Here is a 16,989-nt window from a genome sequence, read left to right as displayed (position 1 = left end):
CCCTCCACACCACCGCTATAGTATTGCAAACAATCCACATGATTCAAAACATTCATATAGAATCGCTACCCTATAACTAATTGCATTCGAGGTGATGAGCAATGGCTCTGCCGACGCCGACCAGTTCGTGGACGCAGGGGTTCGACTTCCCGAACCGACTGTTCGAAACCGGTGGTAACGACTACGAACTGTACGAGGAGNNCGGCCTCGTGGGACGACGGCGTCCTCAACGTCGCCGCCGAACGCGAGGACGAACAGCGCGGCATGCGCCGGACCTACCACCGTCGGTTCCGCTTCCCGAAGACCGTCGACGAGGAGGCCATCGATGCCTCGTATCAGAACGGCATCCTCAGCGTTCGGCTGCCCGTCGTCGTCGACGCCGCGATGACCGGAACGGAGATCGAGATCGAGAGCTGACGCGGGCGTCTCGCCCGCTGGGACCGCTCGCGAATCGGTTCCCGTCCGGGGTCGGTACGCCTTTTACCGGTCGCGCAGACCGTGACGGCATGGACCGCGACGCGTTCGCCGCCAGCATCGACCACACCGTGCTCGGACCGGAGACGATCTGGAGAGACGTCGAGGCAGTCCTCGACGAGGCGGCCGACCACGGGATGAACGCCTGCATTCCCCCCTGCTACGTCGCAGAGGCGGCCGACTACGGGAACGCCCCGTCGACGATCGCGACCGTCGCGGGGTTCCCCCACGGTCAGCACGCGCCGGAGGCGAAGCGGGACGAGGCGGTCGGCGCGTGGAACGACGGCGCCGACGAGATCGACCTGGTGATCAACGTCGGCCGCCTGAAGGCCGGCGAGGACGACGTCGTCGCCGCCGAGATCTCCGACGTGGTCGCCGCGGTGCCGGTCCCGGTGAAGGTGATCATCGAGACCGCGCTCCTGACCGACGACGAGAAGCGCCGCGCCTGCGAGGCCGCCGTCGAGGCCGACGCCGACATGGTGAAGACGTCGACGGGCTTCGCCGACGGCGGCGCGACCGTCGCCGACGTGGAACTGATGAGCGAGTACCTCCCGGTGAAGGCCTCCGGCGGCGTCGGCTCATACGAGGAGGCGAAAGCGATGCTCGACGCGGGCGCGGCGCGGATCGGCGCCTCCTCCGGCGTTGCGATCGTCGAAGGCCACCCCGAGAGCGGGGACTAGCGTTCGTCGGCCGACCGGTCTCGTCCGTCGCCGTCGGCGGCGAGGCCGTGTCCGGTTCGGTCGTCGCCGCCGACCCCGCCCTGCCCGGCGTTCTCGCCGTCCGTCTCGCTCTCGATATCGTCCGGGTCCACGTCGACCTCGAAGGCCGAGACGGACTCCGAGAGCGCCTCGGCCTGCTCCCGGAGCCGGTCGGCGTTTTCGGCGATCGTGGTGACGGTCGCCGTCTGCTGCTCGGCGGCGGCGGACACCTGCTCGGAGCCGGTGGCGACCTCCCCGCTCACCTCGGCGACGTCCTCAACCCCCTCGACCGCGCGCTGGGTCGACCGGGCCTGGTCCTCGGCGGCCTCGCTTATCTCCTGGACACCGTGATTCGTCTCCTCGACCGCGTCGACGACGGCCTCGAGGGACGACGACGCCTCGCGAACGGTGTCGGACCCCTCGTCGATCCGCGCGTTCGTCTCGCGGATGTCGTCGACTGTCTCGTCCGCCTCCCCGCGGACGGCGTCGATCTGCGACTCGATCTCGGCGGCCGCCTCCTGCGTCTCCTCCGCGAGGTCCTTGACCTCGTCGGCGACGACCGCGAAGCCCTCGCCGGCCTCGCCGGCGCGGGCGGCCTCGATGGAGGCGTTCAACGCGAGGATGTTCGTCTGCTCGGCCACGTCGGTGATGAACTCGACGACCTCGTCGATCTCGTCCATGCGGTCGTCGAGCGACTCCATCTGCTCGACCGCGGCCGCGGAGCGCTCCTCGATCGCGTCCATCTCGTCGAGCGCCTCCGCGGCGGCCTCGCGCCCGGTCGCGCCGCGTTCCGAGGCGGCCTCCGCGGTCTCCGCGACGGACGCGGCCGACGACGCGACCTCCTCGATGCTCGCGGAGAGGTCGCTCATTTCGCCGCTCACCGCGTCGAGCCGCTCGTCCTGTCTGACCGCCCCGTCGGCGATCTCCTGGATCTGCTCGCTGACGGTCCCGCTCGCGGTCTCGACCTCGTCGGCGCCGGTCGCGAGCTCCGCGCTCGCGTCGTCGACCTCGGCGGCGAAGGCGGCGACCCGCGCGGTGGTCCGTTCCAGCTGGGACACCATGTCGTTGAACTCCTCGGCGATCTCCCGCATCGCGTCGCGGTCCGCGTCGGGGTCCATCCGCCGGGTGAGATCGCCGTCCGCGACCGCTCCCATCACCTCGCTGTAGTCGGCCGCGCGGGTTTCCATGTCCCGGGTGACGGCCTCGGCCTCCTCGCGCGCCGTCTCCGCCTCGTCTGCCGCGGTCTCGGCCTCGGCGATCCGCTCGCGGAGCGCGTCCCGCATCTCGCCGAAGCTCGTGAACAGGCGACCGATCTCGTCGATCCGGCCGGTCGTCAGGTCGACGTCGAGGTCGCCCGACTCGATGCGCTCGGCGCGGTCTCGCAGCCGCGCGAGGGGGACGACCGTCCGGCTACCGAGCACGGCCCCGACGATACCCAGCGACGCGAGCGTGAGGAGGAGCAGCAGCAGCACCGAGTCCCCCACGTCGTTCCGGACGGCGAAGGCCGTCGACTGGTCGACGCTCGTGACCGCCACCCAGTCCGTGTCGGGGACCGACGCGTACGCGTGGACCTGACCGTCGCCGATCCGCGTCGCGGTCGTTGCGTTCCCCTCTCGGACCGTCTCGACGGCGTCGGCGTGTTCGCCCTCGTCGACCGTGCCGTCGATGTCGAGGACTGTCTGCCCGGCGGCGTTGAGGATCATCGTCTCCTCGCCGGTGTCGGTGTTCTGGATCCGTTCGAGCTGCGGCTGGATGCGAGTCACCACGACGAGGTACCGACCGTCGGCCCGCGGCACGGAGCTGGCGAACGCCATCACCGGCCGGTCGTTGAGCACGGGCGACCGGTACGAGCGAGCCGACCGCCAGACGCGGTCGTCGCTCCCGACGCCCTCCGGGACGTCGGCGTCGCTCCACGGCGCGTCGAGGTCGCTCGGGGCGCGGCCCTCCAACGGCTGTTCCGTGCTTGCGACGACCCGGTCTTCCCCCGAGTCGACGAGGTGGATGCTGACGATGTCGTCGGAGAGCAGCTCGTCTTTCAACAGGATGTACGCCGGCGCGCGCCGGTCCGACCGGAGCGCGTCGGCCGCCGACATCGATCGGGTCTCCGTGCTCATCCGCTCGGTCCACGAGCCGATCGCGTCGGCCTGTAGGCCGCCGGTCTCTGCCAGTTGGGTCGTCGCGTCGGCCTCCACGGTCTCTCCGGTCTGGAGGTAAGTGAACGCGCCGCCCGCGACGACGACCGCCGCCACGACGAGGAACGCGAGCGCGAACTTGGCGGCGTACCGTCGCCGGACCGCGTCGGGAAGGACCCGACTCGCCGCCCGCGCCAGCCGGTCGACGACTCCGGGAGCCATCAGTTCAACTCCTCCGGGTCCGAGGGGACCGACAGGTCGCCGGCGACGATCCGGTCGCCGGACGCGGCGATCGCGGCGCGCACGTCGTCCGGGATCACCGGCCCGAGCGACGTGCCGTACACGAGCGCGACGCCGTCCTCGGCGAGGCCGAGCGCGGCCGTCTCACCCGTGCCGAGGTCGCCGTCGATGGTCCGTTCGGCGGCGTCGTAAACGGCGGTACCGACGCGTTTCACCATCGACGCGAGGATCACGTCCGCGTACCGCGGGTTGCTCCGCGACTGGTCGGAGTCGACGCCGATCGCGTACCGGCCGTACTCCTGTGCGGCCTGAAACACGCCGAGGCCGCTCCCGCCGGCCGCGTGATACACCACGTCGGCGCCCTGATCGTACATCTCCGCTGCGGCGGCGTACCCGCTCTCGGGGTCGTCGAATGCGCCGACGTACGTGGCGAGCGTCGACGCGTCCGCGGCCGCGTGGTCGACGCCGGCGCGGTAGCCGGCCTCGAACTTGCGCACGAGGTCCGACTCGACGCCGCCGACGAAGCCGACGGTCCGTTCGTCGGGAACGGTGGATCCCGCCCCGACCGACACGTCGCGGCCCGTCACCAGCCCGGCGAGGTGACCCGCCTGAAACGACCCCTCGTGTTCGCGGAACACGTAGCTCGCCACGTTGTCGCGGTCGACGGCGGAGTCGACGATCGCGTACCGCTGGTCCGGATGCTCGCTCGCGACCGCCGAGAGGCCGTCCGCCTGCAGGAACCCGACACAACAGATCAGGTCGTAATCGGGGTCGTTCGACTCCGACAGCGACGCCTGCGTGCTCCGAAGCTCCGGGAACGCGCTCGGCTCCTCGTTCGCGAACGCCACGTCGTGGTCGAGGCGCGCGCGTTGGATCCCCCTGTTGGCGGCGTCGTTGAACGATCGGTCGTCGAGTCCGCCGAGCGCGTAGATCATGCCGACCGTCGCGCTGGCGTCGCTCGCGTCGCCGATCGCCGATTCGTCGGCCGTCGTCGCCGCGTTCGTTCCGTCTCCGGCCGAAGTCGAACCGTCGCCGGGGTCGCCGCCCAGACACCCGGCGAGGCCGCCGGCCGCCGCGGCGCCGACTCCGGCGACGACCCGGCGACGTGAGACTGTCGTCAGCGATCGCGTATGCGTCATCTGATCTGGCGTCGACGGATCGGAGGGAAAACAGCTGCGCGTAAATTATCGACGATGATAGTAACTATTGACGAGGGATCGCGAGTCCGTCCGACGCGCCGCGACCCGAATCCGGCCCGTCCACGCATTCTCCGGGCGTGGGAACGCCCTCGTACCCATTTACCTATCGAGTCAGTATCAGGTGGTATGAGTCATTCGACCGGACCCGAATCGCGTGGTTTAGACCTCGACACGGCCTTCAAGGCGTTTGGCGCGGTGGGGATCCTCATCGCTATCGCCCTCACCGTCCTAGTATTCGCGCTGACGAACCCGTTCGGCGGCTACGTCGACGTCTCGCCGGCCGTGTACGGGAGCCTGCTTTCGACGGGCCTGCTCGCCGCCGTCGGCTACGCGACCTACGCGCTGCGGCGTCGCTGAGCGGTCGCCGAACGCTCCGGCCGAGAGGCCGACCGAGGCGGATCGTATCGACGCCCGTGCGGATCCGGCACGGGGCGGTCGGTCGCACGGCACGCTCCTGAGACGTAGTTGTGCGCGTACTATACAACAGCATTCAGCACCCGCCGCGGACGCGGCCGACGGCTCGTCCGCGGCGTGCGGCGCGCGGCGAGGTCACACCGACCGCGGCGGCGGCACGAGGAAGACGTTGCCCGTCGCCCGGGCGACCACTTCCTCGGAGACGCTGCCGAGCAGCAGTCGGCGCAGCCGGCTGCGACCCCGTGAGCCGATCATCAGCGTGCTCGGGTCGTGCTCCGCCTCTGCGGCGAGGATCTCGTCCGCGGGGTCGCCGCGGCGGATCTCCGTGCGGGCGTCGAGCTCCAGTTCGTCCAGCCGGTCGGCGAGGTCGTCGAGGCGGTCCTGCGGGTCGGCGCCCTCGCCCGTGTCGTCTTTCGGCGACTCGACGTGGACCAGCGTGACCTCCTTCGTCGCGTGCCGGAGGTACTCGAACGACCGAAACGCGCGCTCGGCGTTCTCAGAGAAGTCCGTCGCGAACAGCGTTCGCTTGAACAGGTGTCGGCGGACCGTCTCGGGCTCCTCGACGCCGCGCTCGATGCGGTCGACGATGAGCGGCACGACCGTCGTTCGGGCGAGGTTGCGCGCGGTCGACCCGATCACGCGGTTCTCGAGCGGGCTCTTCCCGCGCGAACCGACCATTATCAGGTCGGCGTTCACGGAGCCCGCGACCCCGTTGATCCGTCGGTGCGGCGTCCCGCGGACGACGTGCGTCTCGACGTCGAACCCGGCGTCTTCGACCGTCGAACTGTAGCGGCGAAGCGCCTCCTTCCGGCGCTTCTCGAACCCCATCCCTGGCATCCCCGAGTGGACGTTGGAGGGCACGACCGTCACGAGGTGGATCCGGTCGACGCCGATCTGTTCGAGGCAGTTCAGCCCGGTCTCCGACTGGATCATCGACTCGCTCGCCGTCGAGAGGTCCGTCGCGAGCACCGCCGACTTCCCGGTCATCGTCCCCACCCCGGCAGAACCGTCGCGCGACGGTTATCAATATTTCTCATACTGTACAATACTGTTGCTCGCATTATAAAACGCTCGGTCGGTTCCGATCCGGGCGAGCCGGCGCGAACGGCGTGCGGTGCGCCCCGAGTCCTGAAGTATAACGGCCCGGAGAGCGAACCGGTGTCCATGAGCGACGAGTCGATCGAGGCCGCGGTCGAGCGGTTCCTCGACGAGACCGAGTCCGCGCTGAACGACTACGATCAGGGGTACGCCGACGCCGACGCGACGCTGTCGGTGGTCCGGACCCGCATCGACGAACTGGCCGCCGCCGCCGACGAGTCCGACGGAGCGGAGCCGCCCGAAGGTGGAGAGTAGCCGACGAAGGAGGGAAGAGTAGCCGACGTGGGAGGGGAGAGGAGAGAAGAGCCGCCGGGACGAGGAGCGACCGACTACGGTCGCGCGCCGATCAGCTCCCGGACGCGGGCCACGTGCTCCCCGAAGGCCGGGTCGCCGCGCTCTCGGGGCCGATCGACGCCGACGTCGACGACCTCGGCGACGCGGCCCGGCTCGGCGGCCATCACGACGATCCGGTCGGCGAGCGTCACCGCCTCGGCGACGTCGTGAGTGACGAACAGGACCGTCTTTCCGGTCGAGGCCCACACGTCGAGCAGTTCCCGCTGGAGCATCTCCCGCGTCTGCGCGTCCACCGCGCCGAACGGCTCGTCCATCAGGAGCAGTTCCGGGTCCACGGCGAGCGCCCGCGCGATGGCGACGCGCTGTTTCATGCCGCCCGAGAGCGACTTCGGGTACGACTCCCGGAACTCCGAGAGCCCGACGAGTTCGAGCATCTCGTCGACCCGACTCGCGCGCTCCGCCTCGGACCGGTCGCTCCGTTCGAGCCCGTAGCCGACGTTCTCCTCGACCGTGAGCCACGGGAACAGGTGGTACTCCTGGAAGACGACCCCCATGTCCGTCGTCGGCCCGGTGACCGGGGCGCCGGCGAGGCGGACCTGCCCGTCGGTGGCCCCGGTGAGCCCGGCGATGATCCGGAACAGCGTCGTCTTCCCGCAGCCGGACGGGCCGACGAGACAGACGAACTCGCCGCCGTCGACCCCGAAGGAGACGTCGTCGAGCGCCCGGACCGGGTTCCCGTCGCCGTCGTACGTCTTGCCGACGCCGTCGACGACGACGCCGGACTCTCCGGCGATCGCGCCCGTGCTGTCGTCGCCCGTGGTCGGCCCCTCGTTCACGCCCGCCACACTAACACCCTCCGTTGGACCGCGCGGAACGCCACGTCGACGAGGAGGTACATCAGGCTCAACACGAGGATGTACGCGATCACGGTGTCGACGAGCAGGTTGTTGCTCGCGCGCAGGATCTCGCGGCCGACGCCCGGCACGCCGAATATCTCGGAGGCCACCACGAGCATCCAGCAGCGTCCGAGCCCGGTCCGGATCCCGGTGAGGATCCCCGGCAGCGAGGCCGGGAGGACGATCGACCGGACCATGTCGAGGTCGCCGCGGACCCCGAGCGTGCGGCCCACGTCGAGCAGGTCCTCCGAGACCCCCTCGACGGCCTCGTACGCCGCGTAGTAGTTGATCCAGAACGCGCCGACCGCGATGATGAAGGCCGCGCCGGCGTCGTTGATCCCGAACCACGCGATCGCGAAGCCGATCAGCGCGAGCGGCGGGACCGGCCGGAGCGTCCTGACGAGCGGGGCGGTCACGTCGTCGAGGAGCCCGTTCCACGAGAACGCGACGCCGGCGGCGACGCCGAGTCCGGTGCCGACTATCGTCCCCGGGATCCAGTGTCGGACACTCGACCACAGCGCGGTCGTCATCGTGCCGGAGGCGAGCTCCTCGGCGAACGCGTCCCCGACCGCCGCCGGCGACGGCAGCACGTACGCCGGCTGGGTGAGCGAGACGAGGTGCCAGACGACCAGGAACCCGACGACGCCGGCCGCGCCGCGGAGAAGCCGGCGCGGGTCGTCGAGGCCGAGGCCGATGCGCAGTTCGTTCCCGTCGAACCGGCTGCCGGTGTCGGTCGCCATCAGAGCGAGTCGTAGACGTCGAAGTCGAAGATCGTCTCGTTCGACAGCTGTTCGTCGATCTGCCCGTTGTTCGCGGCGAACTCGGAGAACACCGGGGTCGCCTCGGCGATCTCGCGGGGGTCGGTGACGAAGTTCGACAGCGGCGAGTCGAGCGCGCGCCGGGCGCGGTCGGCCGGCATCCCGATCCCCGACTCGACGTGTCCGGCGGTCGCGTCCGGGTTCTCACCGATGAACTCGGTGGCGCGGACGTGCTGCTCGACGAACTGCGCGGCCAGCGGCGACTCGCGGACGGCGTCGCTCATCAGCGTGACCGCCGCGGGCTGGCCGGGGAGGATCTGCGCGGCCGTCCGGAGCATCGTCACGGACGACCCCTCCGCCTGCGCGATCGTCGGCACCGGCTCCATGATGGAGGTACCGTCGATCTCGCCGTTGGCGATCGCCTGCCAGACCGCGCTGGCCCCGTTGATCTCGATGATCTCGACGTGCTCGTTCGACTCGGGATCGACGCCGTTCTCTTGGAGCCAGTAGCGGAGCAGCACGTCCGGGACGCTCCCCTGCGGGAAGGTGCCGAAGCGGAAGGGGCCGCCGTTCTCCTCGGCCCAGGTCGCGAACGCGTCGCCGCCCTCCGCCTCGAAGGGCTCGTGGAACGACTCCGCGGTCATGATCCCCATCGGCTCGCGGATGTTCGCGGCCGTCACCTGCGCGGGGATGTCGCGGTCGATGACGATCATCGCCGGCACGATCCCGAACATGGCGACGTCGATGTCGCCGCCGCCGAACGCCTGCACGATCGCCGGGCCGTCGGTGAACTCCTTCCCGGTGACCTCGGCGTCGATCTCGGAGAAGTACCCCTCGCCCTCCATCACGTACCACTGGAGGTCGGGGTATATCGGCATGTGTGCGACCGTCAGCTCGTCGAGTCCGCCGCCACCGCCGAGACAGCCGGCGAGCCCGAGCGTCGCGGAGGAGCCCGCGGCGGCGAGGAAGGACCGACGCGAGGTCGGCGCGCGTGTTCCGTGCATACGGTATAAACGGGCTCCCCGGCCAACACCCCCGCGTCACCAGCAACGAAGGCGTATTCCGATGACGGTCGAGAGTCGGTCGAAACGGAGAATATGGACGTTTGATGAGTTCTGACACGCACATAGTCGAAAGAGACCTCTCACAGGTCGACGCAATATTTACTGCGGGGCGCGGCCACGCGGCGCATCCGCCGCCGTTTATGCGGTCGGCCGTCAATTGCGGCGCATGGTCTCGGAGATATTCGACCCCGACGCGTGGGAGCGGGTGACCGACGAGTTCGACGACGTCACCTATCACCGCGGCGTCGACGTCCCGGTCGTCCGGATCGCGTTCGACCGCCCCGAGGTCCGGAACGCGTTCCGACCGGGCACCGTCGACGAACTGTACGCCGCGCTCGACCACGCGCGCAAGCAGGCGGACGTCGGCTGCGTCCTCCTCACCGGCAACGGCCCCTCGGAGGAGGACGGCGGCTGGGCGTTCTGCTCCGGCGGCGACCAGTCCGTGCGGGGCGGCTCCGGCTACGAGTACCGCGACGGCGACGAGGCCGGCGACGAGGACGACCCGCTCGTCAAGGAGGCGCGCGCCGGGCGACTCCACATCCTGGAGGTCCAGCGGCTGATCCGGTTCATGCCGAAGCCGGTCGTCGCGGTCGTCCCCGGCTGGGCGGTCGGCGGCGGGCACTCGCTACACGTCGTCTGCGACCTGACGCTCGCCAGCGACGAGCACGCGAAGTTCCTCCAGACCGACCCCGACGTGGCCTCCTTCGACGGCGGGTTCGGCTCCGCGTACCTCGCGAAGCAGATCGGCCAGAAGAAGGCCCGCGAGGTGTTCTTCCGCGGGAAGACCTACTCCGCCGAGGAGGCCGCGGACATGGGGATGGTCAACGAGGCGATCCCGCACGAGGAGCTAGAGGAGGTGGCGTTGGAGTGGGCCGACGAGATGACGAAGAAGTCGCCGACCGCGATGCGCATGCTGAAGTACGCGTTCAACATGACCGACGACGGGATGGTCGGCCAGCAGGTGTTCGCGGGCGAGGCGACGCGGCTGGCGTACATGACCGACGAGGCCCAGGAAGGCAGAGACGCCTTCCTCGAGAAGCGCGAGCCCGAGTTCCGCGACCACCCCTGGCACTACTGAGTGCCGCCGCGGTCGTTTATAACCGTGAAGCGCCCACGAAGCCGCATGGAGAAGGTAAGCCTCGCGGACGCGTTCGAGTCCATCGACGAGCGGTGGAACCCGCACCTCGCCGGCGAGCTGAACGGACAGGCGGTGAAGCTGGCGAAGGCCGAGGGCGAGTTCGTCTGGCACAGCCACGCCGACGCCGACGAGCTGTTCCTCGTCACGGAGGGGCGGCTCCGGATCGAGTTCCGCGGCGACGACGACGCGGTCCTAGAGGCCGGCGAACTGATCGTCGTCCCCCGCGGGACCGAACACCGCCCGGTCGCCGAGCCGGAGGCGCACATACTGCTTTTCGAGCCGGCCGGCACGCGGAACACGGGCGACGTGGAGAGCGAACTGACCAGAGAGGAGCCGGAGCGCGTCGACGGCTGACGCGGGCGCTACTCCTCGGGCAGCCACGCCGGTCGAGTCACTGTCGCGTTCCCGAACTCGGTGACCTCGTACGCGGTCCGGAGGGAGAAATCGTCGTTCCCCCTCGTGACGTCGTACGCCGCGATGTACCCCGCCTCGGTGACGACGACGTGCCCGCTCGCGTCGTCCGCCGGAACGTCGCCGGGGTCTTCGATACCGGTCACGTTGTACCTGACGGCCGTCCGCCCCTCGACGGTGACCGTCTCGGTGGCGTCGAGTTCGAGCGCCGTCAGCGGCCGTCGGACCCCGTCGTGAAAAGCCACCTCGGCCGGGGTCCAGTTCTCGCCGGGGTTCCGAGTCAGCTCCTCCGTCGCCGGGTCGTACGCGAACACGCCCTCGGCGCTGAGGTAGTGGCGCAGGGTGCGGCCGAACTCCGTGTCCGACCACCGTATCGAGACGGTGTCGTTCCCGGCGTCGAAGGTCCGCACGACCGTTCGGTTGGCGTCACCGTCGGCGGTGACCATGCGACTGCGGCGGGAGGTGTTGCGAAGCGTCTCGTCGTGCGTTCGCAGCGCGACGGAGAGGTCCGCGATCCCATCCTGTGACCACCCGGACGGGTACGAGAAGCTCTCCACCGTCGATTCCGGGCCCGACGCCTGTCCGTCCGTGACGGGCAGGGCCGTACAGCCGGCCGCGAGGACGAGCGCGACCAGTGCCATCGCTCGGAGGGAGCGTCGAGGCGGGGAGGCCATACCGACAGTGGCCGGCGTTCGGTAAAGACGTTTGTGGCCGCTTCGCGCCGGACGAGGGATCGGGCCCGCCGGACTCAGTGGAAGCCGCGGTCGACGTCGTCCTCGTCGATCAGATCCTCCAGCTCCGAGGAGAGGAGCTCCTCGGCCTCGTCGAACGTGTCGGAGAGCTCATCGAGCTCGTCCGGTCGGCCGTCGAACCGGTAGTCCATCGGCCCGAACGCCGGCGAGTCGATCGCCTCCATCACGTCCTCGAACAGGTGGTCGGGGTCCGTCGGCGCCTCGGCGTGGACCTTTAGCGTCTCGCGCAGCCGCGTCGCGACGTCCTTCGCCGCCTCCTCGTCCTCCGGCGGCGACCGGACCGCGAACCGGCCGTCAGACCCCTCGTTCGGGAGGAGGGGGTCGAGCTCGTCGTCGACCTTGCGGGCCACCCGCGCGCCGACGCCGCGAAGGTCGCGCGGGTTCTTCGCGTACGTCTTGAGGTGGTAGACGCCGACGGTCGGGTGGCCGAAGTAGAGGTCCTCGCCGAGCCCCTCGCGCCGGGAGCCGGCGACGGCCCGCCAGCCGTCCGGATCGGTCGAGTCGCTCGCGACGTCGGCGAGGATGTCGTCCCAGTCTCGTACGCGCATGTCGGCGTAACGTAGCGGGGAGAGCCGCATGAGCGTGTCGGTCGCGACGGAGACGACCGCGACGGCGCCGACCGCGACGGCACCGATACCCTCACCGACAGCGTTTTTCCGGGGCGCCGCCGATGGCGGCCGTGAACGTTCGGGGGCCGATCCTCTCCGTCGGGGAGGCGCGGACGGTGTCGACGTCGTACGGGGACCGAGAGCTCCGCGAGCTCCGGATCCGGCCCGAGCGCGGCGCGGGCGACCCGGTCGACGTGACGCTGTGGGGGAAGTGGGCGGAGACCGCGGAACACGCCGAGACGGGCATGGAACTGCTCGTCACCGACGCCGAGGAGGACGAGTTCGGCGGCGAGGTCGGGTACGCGACCACGGGCGACTCGTGGGTCGTACTCGAACCCGACTTCCTCGTCGACGTGACCGGGATCCGCTCGTGGGTGCAGTGCCCGCGGATGTACTATTTAAATAAGCTCTCGGGGATCCCGCTCAACTACCCCGTGGTCAAGGGGACCGTCGTCCACGAGGTGTTCGGCGACCTGCTGCGCGGGATGGACCTGGAGGCGTCGGTCGCGGACCGCGTCGAGGAGGCCGGCCTCGAACTCGGGCTGTTGGGCTACGAGCCCGAGGAGGTCGCCGACGAGGTGCGCCGGAACGCGGCGGCGATCGAGGGGTGGCTCGCGCAGGGGACGCTCTCGGACGAGGACACGTGGCGGTCGGAGTTCACCCTCATCTCGTCGACGTTCGGCCTGAAGGGGCGCGCCGACGCGCTCCGCCGCGGGACCCCCGTGGAGCTGAAGACCGGGAAGAACACCAAACGGGAGCCGCGCTTCCACGACAAGATCCAGGCGGCCTGCTACGCCCTCATGCTGGACGAGCGCGGCGTCGACCCCGACATCGGGACCCTGCTGTACACGAAGAACACCGCCCTCGACCGCAACGAGGAGTCTGGCGACCTCGCGCCCGCCAAGGAGTTCTCGGTGGGGCGGGGCCTGCTGGAGTTCGTCGTCCGCGAGCGCAACGCCCTCGCGGCGATGGAGTGGCGCGCGCTCAACGACCCCGGCGAGCGCCCGACCGTTCCCACGGGGTACGAGGCCGACGCCAAGTGCCAGTACTGCTTCGAGCAGGACACCTGCATGGTCGTCTCCGGCCGCCTCGACCAAGAGTCGAAGGCGGGGTCGGTCGGGAATCCGGTCCCCGACGAGGAGCGCGACTACTTCGACCGCTTCTACGTCGCCTTGGAGGAGGAGCGCCGCGAGACCCACGCCGAGTACCGGAAGCTGTGGGAGCAGACGCCCGCGGAGCGCGCCGCCGACGACCGCGCGCTCATCGATCTGGAGCCGGTCTCGCAGACGGAGATCGACGACGCCCGGTGGGAGCTCCGCGCTCGGAAGCCCGGCGACGCCGTCTCGAAGCTCCGCGAGGGCGACGTGGCGCTCGCGAGCGACGGCGACCCGGTCGGGGGACACGCCGAGCTCGGCCGCATCACCGAACTGGGCGACGAGGTCGTCGTCGAGACCGACGAGCCGGTGGAGCTCCGGCGGCTCGACGTCTACCCCTCCGAGATCTCGGTCGACCGCTCGCTCACCGCGCTCCACGACGCGATCTTAAAAGGGAGCGATCGGCGGAAAGACGTCCTGTTCGAGCGGCGCGAGCCCGAGTTCCGTGCGGAGAGCGAGCGACCGGCCGGAACGCCCGGGAGCGGCGATGTCTCCGGGGCGTCCGACGCCCCCGACGCCTACATCGGAAACAACGCGGCCCAGAACGAGGCCGTCGAGCTCGCCGTCGACGCCGAGGACTGCGCGCTGATCCACGGCCCGCCGGGCACCGGGAAGACGTACACCATCGCCCGGACGATCCGCGCGCTCGTCGAGGAGGGCAACCGGGTGCTGCTCTCGGCGTTCACCAACCGCGCGGTCGACAACGCGCTGGAGGCGCTCCGCGATCAGGGGTTCGGCGACGTGCTCCGCGTCGGTACCGAGACCGGCGTCCGCGGCGACATGCAGGACGTGCGCCTCGTCCAGCGCGGCGACCCGAACGCGAAGGCCGCCGAGCTGCGGGACGCGCCCGTCGTCGCCGCCACCACCGCGGCCTGCGGCTCCCGCGTGATGCGCGAGTGCGAGTTCGACGTCGCCCTCGTCGACGAGGCCTCCCAGCTCACGGAGCCGGGAACCCACGCCGCGATCAACCTCGCGGACCGGTTCGTCCTCGTCGGCGACCACGAGCAGCTCCCGCCCGTCGTCCGCGCCGAGAACGACCTCCGGACGTCGCTCTTCCAGCGTCTCATCGAGGCGTACCCCGACGCGAGCGTCATGCTCGACCGCCAGTACCGGATGAGCCAGCGCATTCAGGCGTTCGCCTCCGCGGAGTTCTACGACGGCGCGCTCCGCCCGGCGACCCCCGAAGTCGCGGGTCAGACCCTCCGCGACCTCGGCGTCGACCCCGCGGCCCTCCCGGACGCGCTCGCCGGCGGCGTGAGCTTCGTCGACCCGGACGGGACCCGCGACGGCAACCGGAACGTCCGGGAGGCCGAGCGCGTCGCGGAGATCGTCGACGCCTACCTCGCGGCCGGCGTCGACCCCGACGACGTCGGCGTCATCGCCCCCTTCCGCGCGCAGGTCGCTGAGATCGGCAAGCGGACCCCCGTCACGGTCGACACTGTCGACCGCTTCCAGGGCTCCTCGAAGGAGGTGATCGTCGTCTCGCTGGTCGCGACGGGCGACCTCGACGGGCCGATATTCGAGGACCACCGCCGCATGAACGTCGCGCTCACGCGGGCCAAAAAGCAGCTGACCTTGGTCGGCGACGCCGGCGCGCTCGCGTCCGAACCGTTCTACGAGCGGCTGTTGAACTGGGCGCGGCGGTAGGCGGTCGCCGGCCCCACCCGCCGCCGGTCGGCCCTACTCCTCGCTCGCGTCGGGCTCCGCCTCCGTGACGATCCCCGGCTCCTTGCTGGCGATGACGACGATCCGGTCGGTGAGGTCCTCGATCGTGTTCGCCAGCTCGTCCAGCAGGATCGCCAGCTCGCGGTAGACGAGCGGGTCCTCGATCGCGTCGTCGGCGAAGGCGGTCGCGACGGCGTCGTTGCGAAGCTCGTCGCATTCGCTCTCGAGCCCGCGGATCGCCTCGATCCCCTCCGTGAGCGTCGCGGTGGCGTCGCTCCGGGCGAGCCCGCGGACGAACCCCTCCACCACGTCGCCGAGCACCACGGTCATCTCGGCGATGCGACTCGCCATCTCGCGCATGTCCCGGAAGGGGTCGACGTCCGCCGCCGGTTGCATCATGACGACCTCCTGGACGATCCGCTCGGTGTGGTTCGCGACGACGTCGAGCTCGTTGTAGAAGTCGAGCAGCGCCGACTCGTTGAAGTTGATCCGCGTGTTGAGCAGTCCGACGTCGTCCGGGCCGGCGTTCGTGATGATCCCGGTGATCTCGCGGACCAGCTCGTCGCACTCGCTCTCGATGGCGGCGATCTCGCCGACCGTCTCGCGGTACGGACCGTCGTTCGCGTACTCGTCGAGGGCGCGCGGGAGGAGCGCGACGCAGTCGTCGATCCGGTCGAGGTACGTCCCGGTGCGTGACTCCAACCGCTCCCCGAAGTCGGCGTCGGTGGGCATGCCTCGACCCACGCGCGTCGGGAGTAAAGAGGTTCGCTCGCGCCTCAGTGCTCGTCGACCGCGTCGAGCGCGACCTCGATGTCCGGGACGTCGAACCACTCCCGGTCGGTGTAGGCGTTCGTCCCGGCCGCGTACAGCTCGGAGACCGCGTCGACGACGGCCGAGGGGAGGGGTTCGGGGTCGCGCTCGCAGAGCTCGCGCCAGTCGTCGATCTCGCGGCCCGCGACCGCCGCCTTCGCCTCCTTCACGGCCTCGACCCACTCCGGGTCGTTCGCCCGGTACCACTGCCGGACGACCTCCTTCGAGACCCCGCGGCCCCCGTACGAGAAGCGGTTCTCGTCGAACGTGCCGACCACGTCGGCGACGCGGAGCTCGCCGTCGGCGTAGAGGCACTCGATCTTCCCGTCCTCGTGGGCGAAGCCGACGGCGTCGGCGCGCTCGGTGACGACGCGGTTCACGTCGAGCGCGAGCGACTCGAGGGCGTCGACGTCGGCGGCGCCCGCGATCCGGTCGGCCTCGGCGCGGCTCAGGTAGCGGTCCTGCTCCTCGTACTTCGTGGAGAACTCCACGACCGGCTCCGGCAGGTCGACCGGCTCGTCGGGCCACTCGTCGGCGGCGAATTCGGGGTCCGCGTCGAGGCCGAAGTCGGCGGGGTCGGCGCGCCGTCGCAGGCTGGAGCCGGTCGGGACGCGGTTCCGGAAGACGACCTCCAGCGGGACGAGGTAGTTCCCGCCGCCCGCGGCGCGGAAGGCGTCGTAGTCGTAGCCGGCCTCGGGCCCCTCGTACGGCAGGTCGGGGACCTGCGTCAGGTCGATCGCCATCTCCGTCGGCGGGGCGGTCGCGTCGGCGAGGGCGACGGTCTCGCCCGTCTCGGCGTCCGCGACCCCGCGGTAGTGAGTCGGGAGGCCCTCGGCCTCCAGCAGCTCGAAGTTGAACGCGCCCATCGCGCAGAGGCTCGCGCCCTTCCGCGGGATCGCGTCGGGCATCTGGCCCCAGTCGAACACCGAGTACGCGTCCGTGAAGACGAACCGACCCCGCCCGAGCGAGTCGGCGGTCGCGGGCTCGTCGACGCGGAACTCCTTGACGCTCGTCATACCACACTCGGCGACCGCCTCCGCAATGAATCTTTCACTTACGTGGTCACCTACCGGGTTCGATCGGATAAACGATCCACGACTGTGCTGTGTTCCCGGACGACTGCGCGGTCCCCTCCGGCGGCGACTCGGACCGGTCCGACCGCCGCGACCGCATCGAAAGGACCG

Annotated in this window: 16 protein-coding genes and 1 pseudogene; 7 read left to right on the top strand and 10 right to left on the bottom strand. The window is 70.3% G+C overall.

The genetic code is table 11. The features are described 5' to 3' along the window. The first annotated feature begins 101 nt into the window (after positions 1 to 101). Positions 102 to 417 (top strand): annotated as a pseudogene (locus tag DJ74_RS07720) (Hsp20/alpha crystallin family protein). Between the two features lie 89 nt (positions 418 to 506). Then, on the top strand, positions 507 to 1,154 hold the full coding sequence (gene deoC / locus DJ74_RS07715; RefSeq protein WP_094526868.1) for a deoxyribose-phosphate aldolase: 648 nt from the start codon (positions 507 to 509) through the stop codon (positions 1,152 to 1,154). On the opposite strand, the gene DJ74_RS07710 is transcribed toward deoC, so the two are convergent. Together DJ74_RS07710 and DJ74_RS07705 are read right to left on the bottom strand one after the other, a co-directional pair. Continuing rightward, positions 1,151 to 3,526 carry a methyl-accepting chemotaxis protein gene (locus DJ74_RS07710; RefSeq protein WP_094526867.1) on the bottom strand — a complete coding sequence of 792 codons (2,376 nt, stop codon included), beginning with the start codon at positions 3,524 to 3,526 and terminating at the stop codon, positions 1,151 to 1,153. The two genes, deoC and DJ74_RS07710, sit on opposite strands and share 4 nt — an antisense overlap. After that, a complete protein-coding gene (locus DJ74_RS07705; RefSeq protein WP_094526866.1) occupies positions 3,526 to 4,683 on the bottom strand; it encodes a BMP family protein in 1,158 nt (385 codons plus the stop codon). Before DJ74_RS07705 ends, DJ74_RS07710 begins: the two co-directional genes overlap by 1 nt. 186 nt (positions 4,684 to 4,869) lie before the next feature. Here DJ74_RS07705 and DJ74_RS07700 point away from each other — a divergent pair, with 186 nt between their 5' ends. Further along, entirely contained in the window at positions 4,870 to 5,100 is a 231-nt protein-coding gene (locus tag DJ74_RS07700; protein WP_094523503.1) for a hypothetical protein, read from the top strand. Between the two features lie 192 nt (positions 5,101 to 5,292). Here the strand turns inward: DJ74_RS07700 and DJ74_RS07695 are convergent, their stop codons facing one another. Beyond that, positions 5,293 to 6,144 carry a universal stress protein gene (locus DJ74_RS07695; protein WP_094526870.1) on the bottom strand — a complete coding sequence of 284 codons (852 nt, stop codon included), beginning with the start codon at positions 6,142 to 6,144 and terminating at the stop codon, positions 5,293 to 5,295. Positions 6,145 to 6,321: 177 nt separating this feature from the next. On the opposite strand from DJ74_RS07695, the gene DJ74_RS07690 reads away from it, so the two are divergent. Then, positions 6,322 to 6,510, top strand: a complete 189-nt coding sequence (locus DJ74_RS07690; protein ID WP_094523501.1) for a hypothetical protein — start codon at positions 6,322 to 6,324, stop codon at positions 6,508 to 6,510. Between the two features lie 74 nt (positions 6,511 to 6,584). Here the strand turns inward: DJ74_RS07690 and DJ74_RS07685 are convergent, their stop codons facing one another. The 3 genes from DJ74_RS07685 to DJ74_RS07675 are packed head-to-tail and all read right to left on the bottom strand — an operon-like array spanning position 6,585 to position 9,207. Further along, positions 6,585 to 7,394 (bottom strand): ABC transporter ATP-binding protein, encoded by an 810-nt coding sequence (locus tag DJ74_RS07685; protein ID WP_094523499.1) that lies wholly within the window; start codon positions 7,392 to 7,394, stop codon positions 6,585 to 6,587. Further along, positions 7,382 to 8,185, bottom strand: a complete 804-nt coding sequence (locus tag DJ74_RS07680; protein ID WP_094523497.1) for an ABC transporter permease — start codon at positions 8,183 to 8,185, stop codon at positions 7,382 to 7,384. Before DJ74_RS07680 ends, DJ74_RS07685 begins: the two co-directional genes overlap by 13 nt. After that, positions 8,185 to 9,207 (bottom strand): ABC transporter substrate-binding protein, encoded by a 1,023-nt coding sequence (locus DJ74_RS07675; protein ID WP_094526865.1) that lies wholly within the window; start codon positions 9,205 to 9,207, stop codon positions 8,185 to 8,187. Before DJ74_RS07675 ends, DJ74_RS07680 begins: the two co-directional genes overlap by 1 nt. 226 nt (positions 9,208 to 9,433) lie before the next feature. On the opposite strand from DJ74_RS07675, the gene DJ74_RS07670 reads away from it, so the two are divergent. Both DJ74_RS07670 and DJ74_RS07665 read left to right on the top strand, forming a co-directional pair. Further along, positions 9,434 to 10,345, top strand: a complete 912-nt coding sequence (locus DJ74_RS07670) for a 1,4-dihydroxy-2-naphthoyl-CoA synthase (protein ID WP_094526864.1) — start codon at positions 9,434 to 9,436, stop codon at positions 10,343 to 10,345. A gap of 45 nt (positions 10,346 to 10,390) precedes the next feature. Continuing rightward, positions 10,391 to 10,759, top strand: a complete 369-nt coding sequence (locus tag DJ74_RS07665; RefSeq protein WP_094523491.1) for a cupin domain-containing protein — start codon at positions 10,391 to 10,393, stop codon at positions 10,757 to 10,759. 8 nt (positions 10,760 to 10,767) lie between these two features. Here DJ74_RS07665 and DJ74_RS07660 read toward each other — a convergent pair whose 3' ends face one another. Both DJ74_RS07660 and DJ74_RS07655 read right to left on the bottom strand, forming a co-directional pair. Then, positions 10,768 to 11,457, bottom strand: a complete 690-nt coding sequence (locus DJ74_RS07660) for a hypothetical protein (protein WP_249269076.1) — start codon at positions 11,455 to 11,457, stop codon at positions 10,768 to 10,770. Positions 11,458 to 11,564: 107 nt separating this feature from the next. After that, positions 11,565 to 12,116 carry a hypothetical protein gene (locus tag DJ74_RS07655; RefSeq protein WP_094523487.1) on the bottom strand — a complete coding sequence of 184 codons (552 nt, stop codon included), beginning with the start codon at positions 12,114 to 12,116 and terminating at the stop codon, positions 11,565 to 11,567. A gap of 131 nt (positions 12,117 to 12,247) precedes the next feature. Between DJ74_RS07655 and DJ74_RS07650 the strand changes: the two genes are divergently transcribed. After that, positions 12,248 to 14,977 (top strand): AAA domain-containing protein, encoded by a 2,730-nt coding sequence (locus tag DJ74_RS07650; protein WP_094526869.1) that lies wholly within the window; start codon positions 12,248 to 12,250, stop codon positions 14,975 to 14,977. Positions 14,978 to 15,010: 33 nt separating this feature from the next. Here the strand turns inward: DJ74_RS07650 and DJ74_RS07645 are convergent, their stop codons facing one another. Both DJ74_RS07645 and DJ74_RS07640 read right to left on the bottom strand, forming a co-directional pair. Further along, the gene (locus tag DJ74_RS07645) at positions 15,011 to 15,727 is read right to left on the bottom strand and encodes a DUF47 domain-containing protein (protein WP_094526863.1); all 717 of its coding nucleotides are present in this window, start codon (positions 15,725 to 15,727) and stop codon (positions 15,011 to 15,013) included. A gap of 44 nt (positions 15,728 to 15,771) precedes the next feature. Then, entirely contained in the window at positions 15,772 to 16,821 is a 1,050-nt protein-coding gene (locus DJ74_RS07640; RefSeq protein WP_094526862.1) for a phosphoribosylaminoimidazolesuccinocarboxamide synthase, read from the bottom strand. Positions 16,822 to 16,989 lie beyond the last annotated feature (168 nt).

It is taken from the genome of Halorubrum sp. Ea8, assembly GCF_002252925.1.
GTDB lineage: Archaea > Halobacteriota > Halobacteria > Halobacteriales > Haloferacaceae > Halorubrum.
The sequence above is the reverse complement of the archived record's forward strand: the minus strand, read 5'-3'. Positions and strand labels throughout refer to the sequence as shown.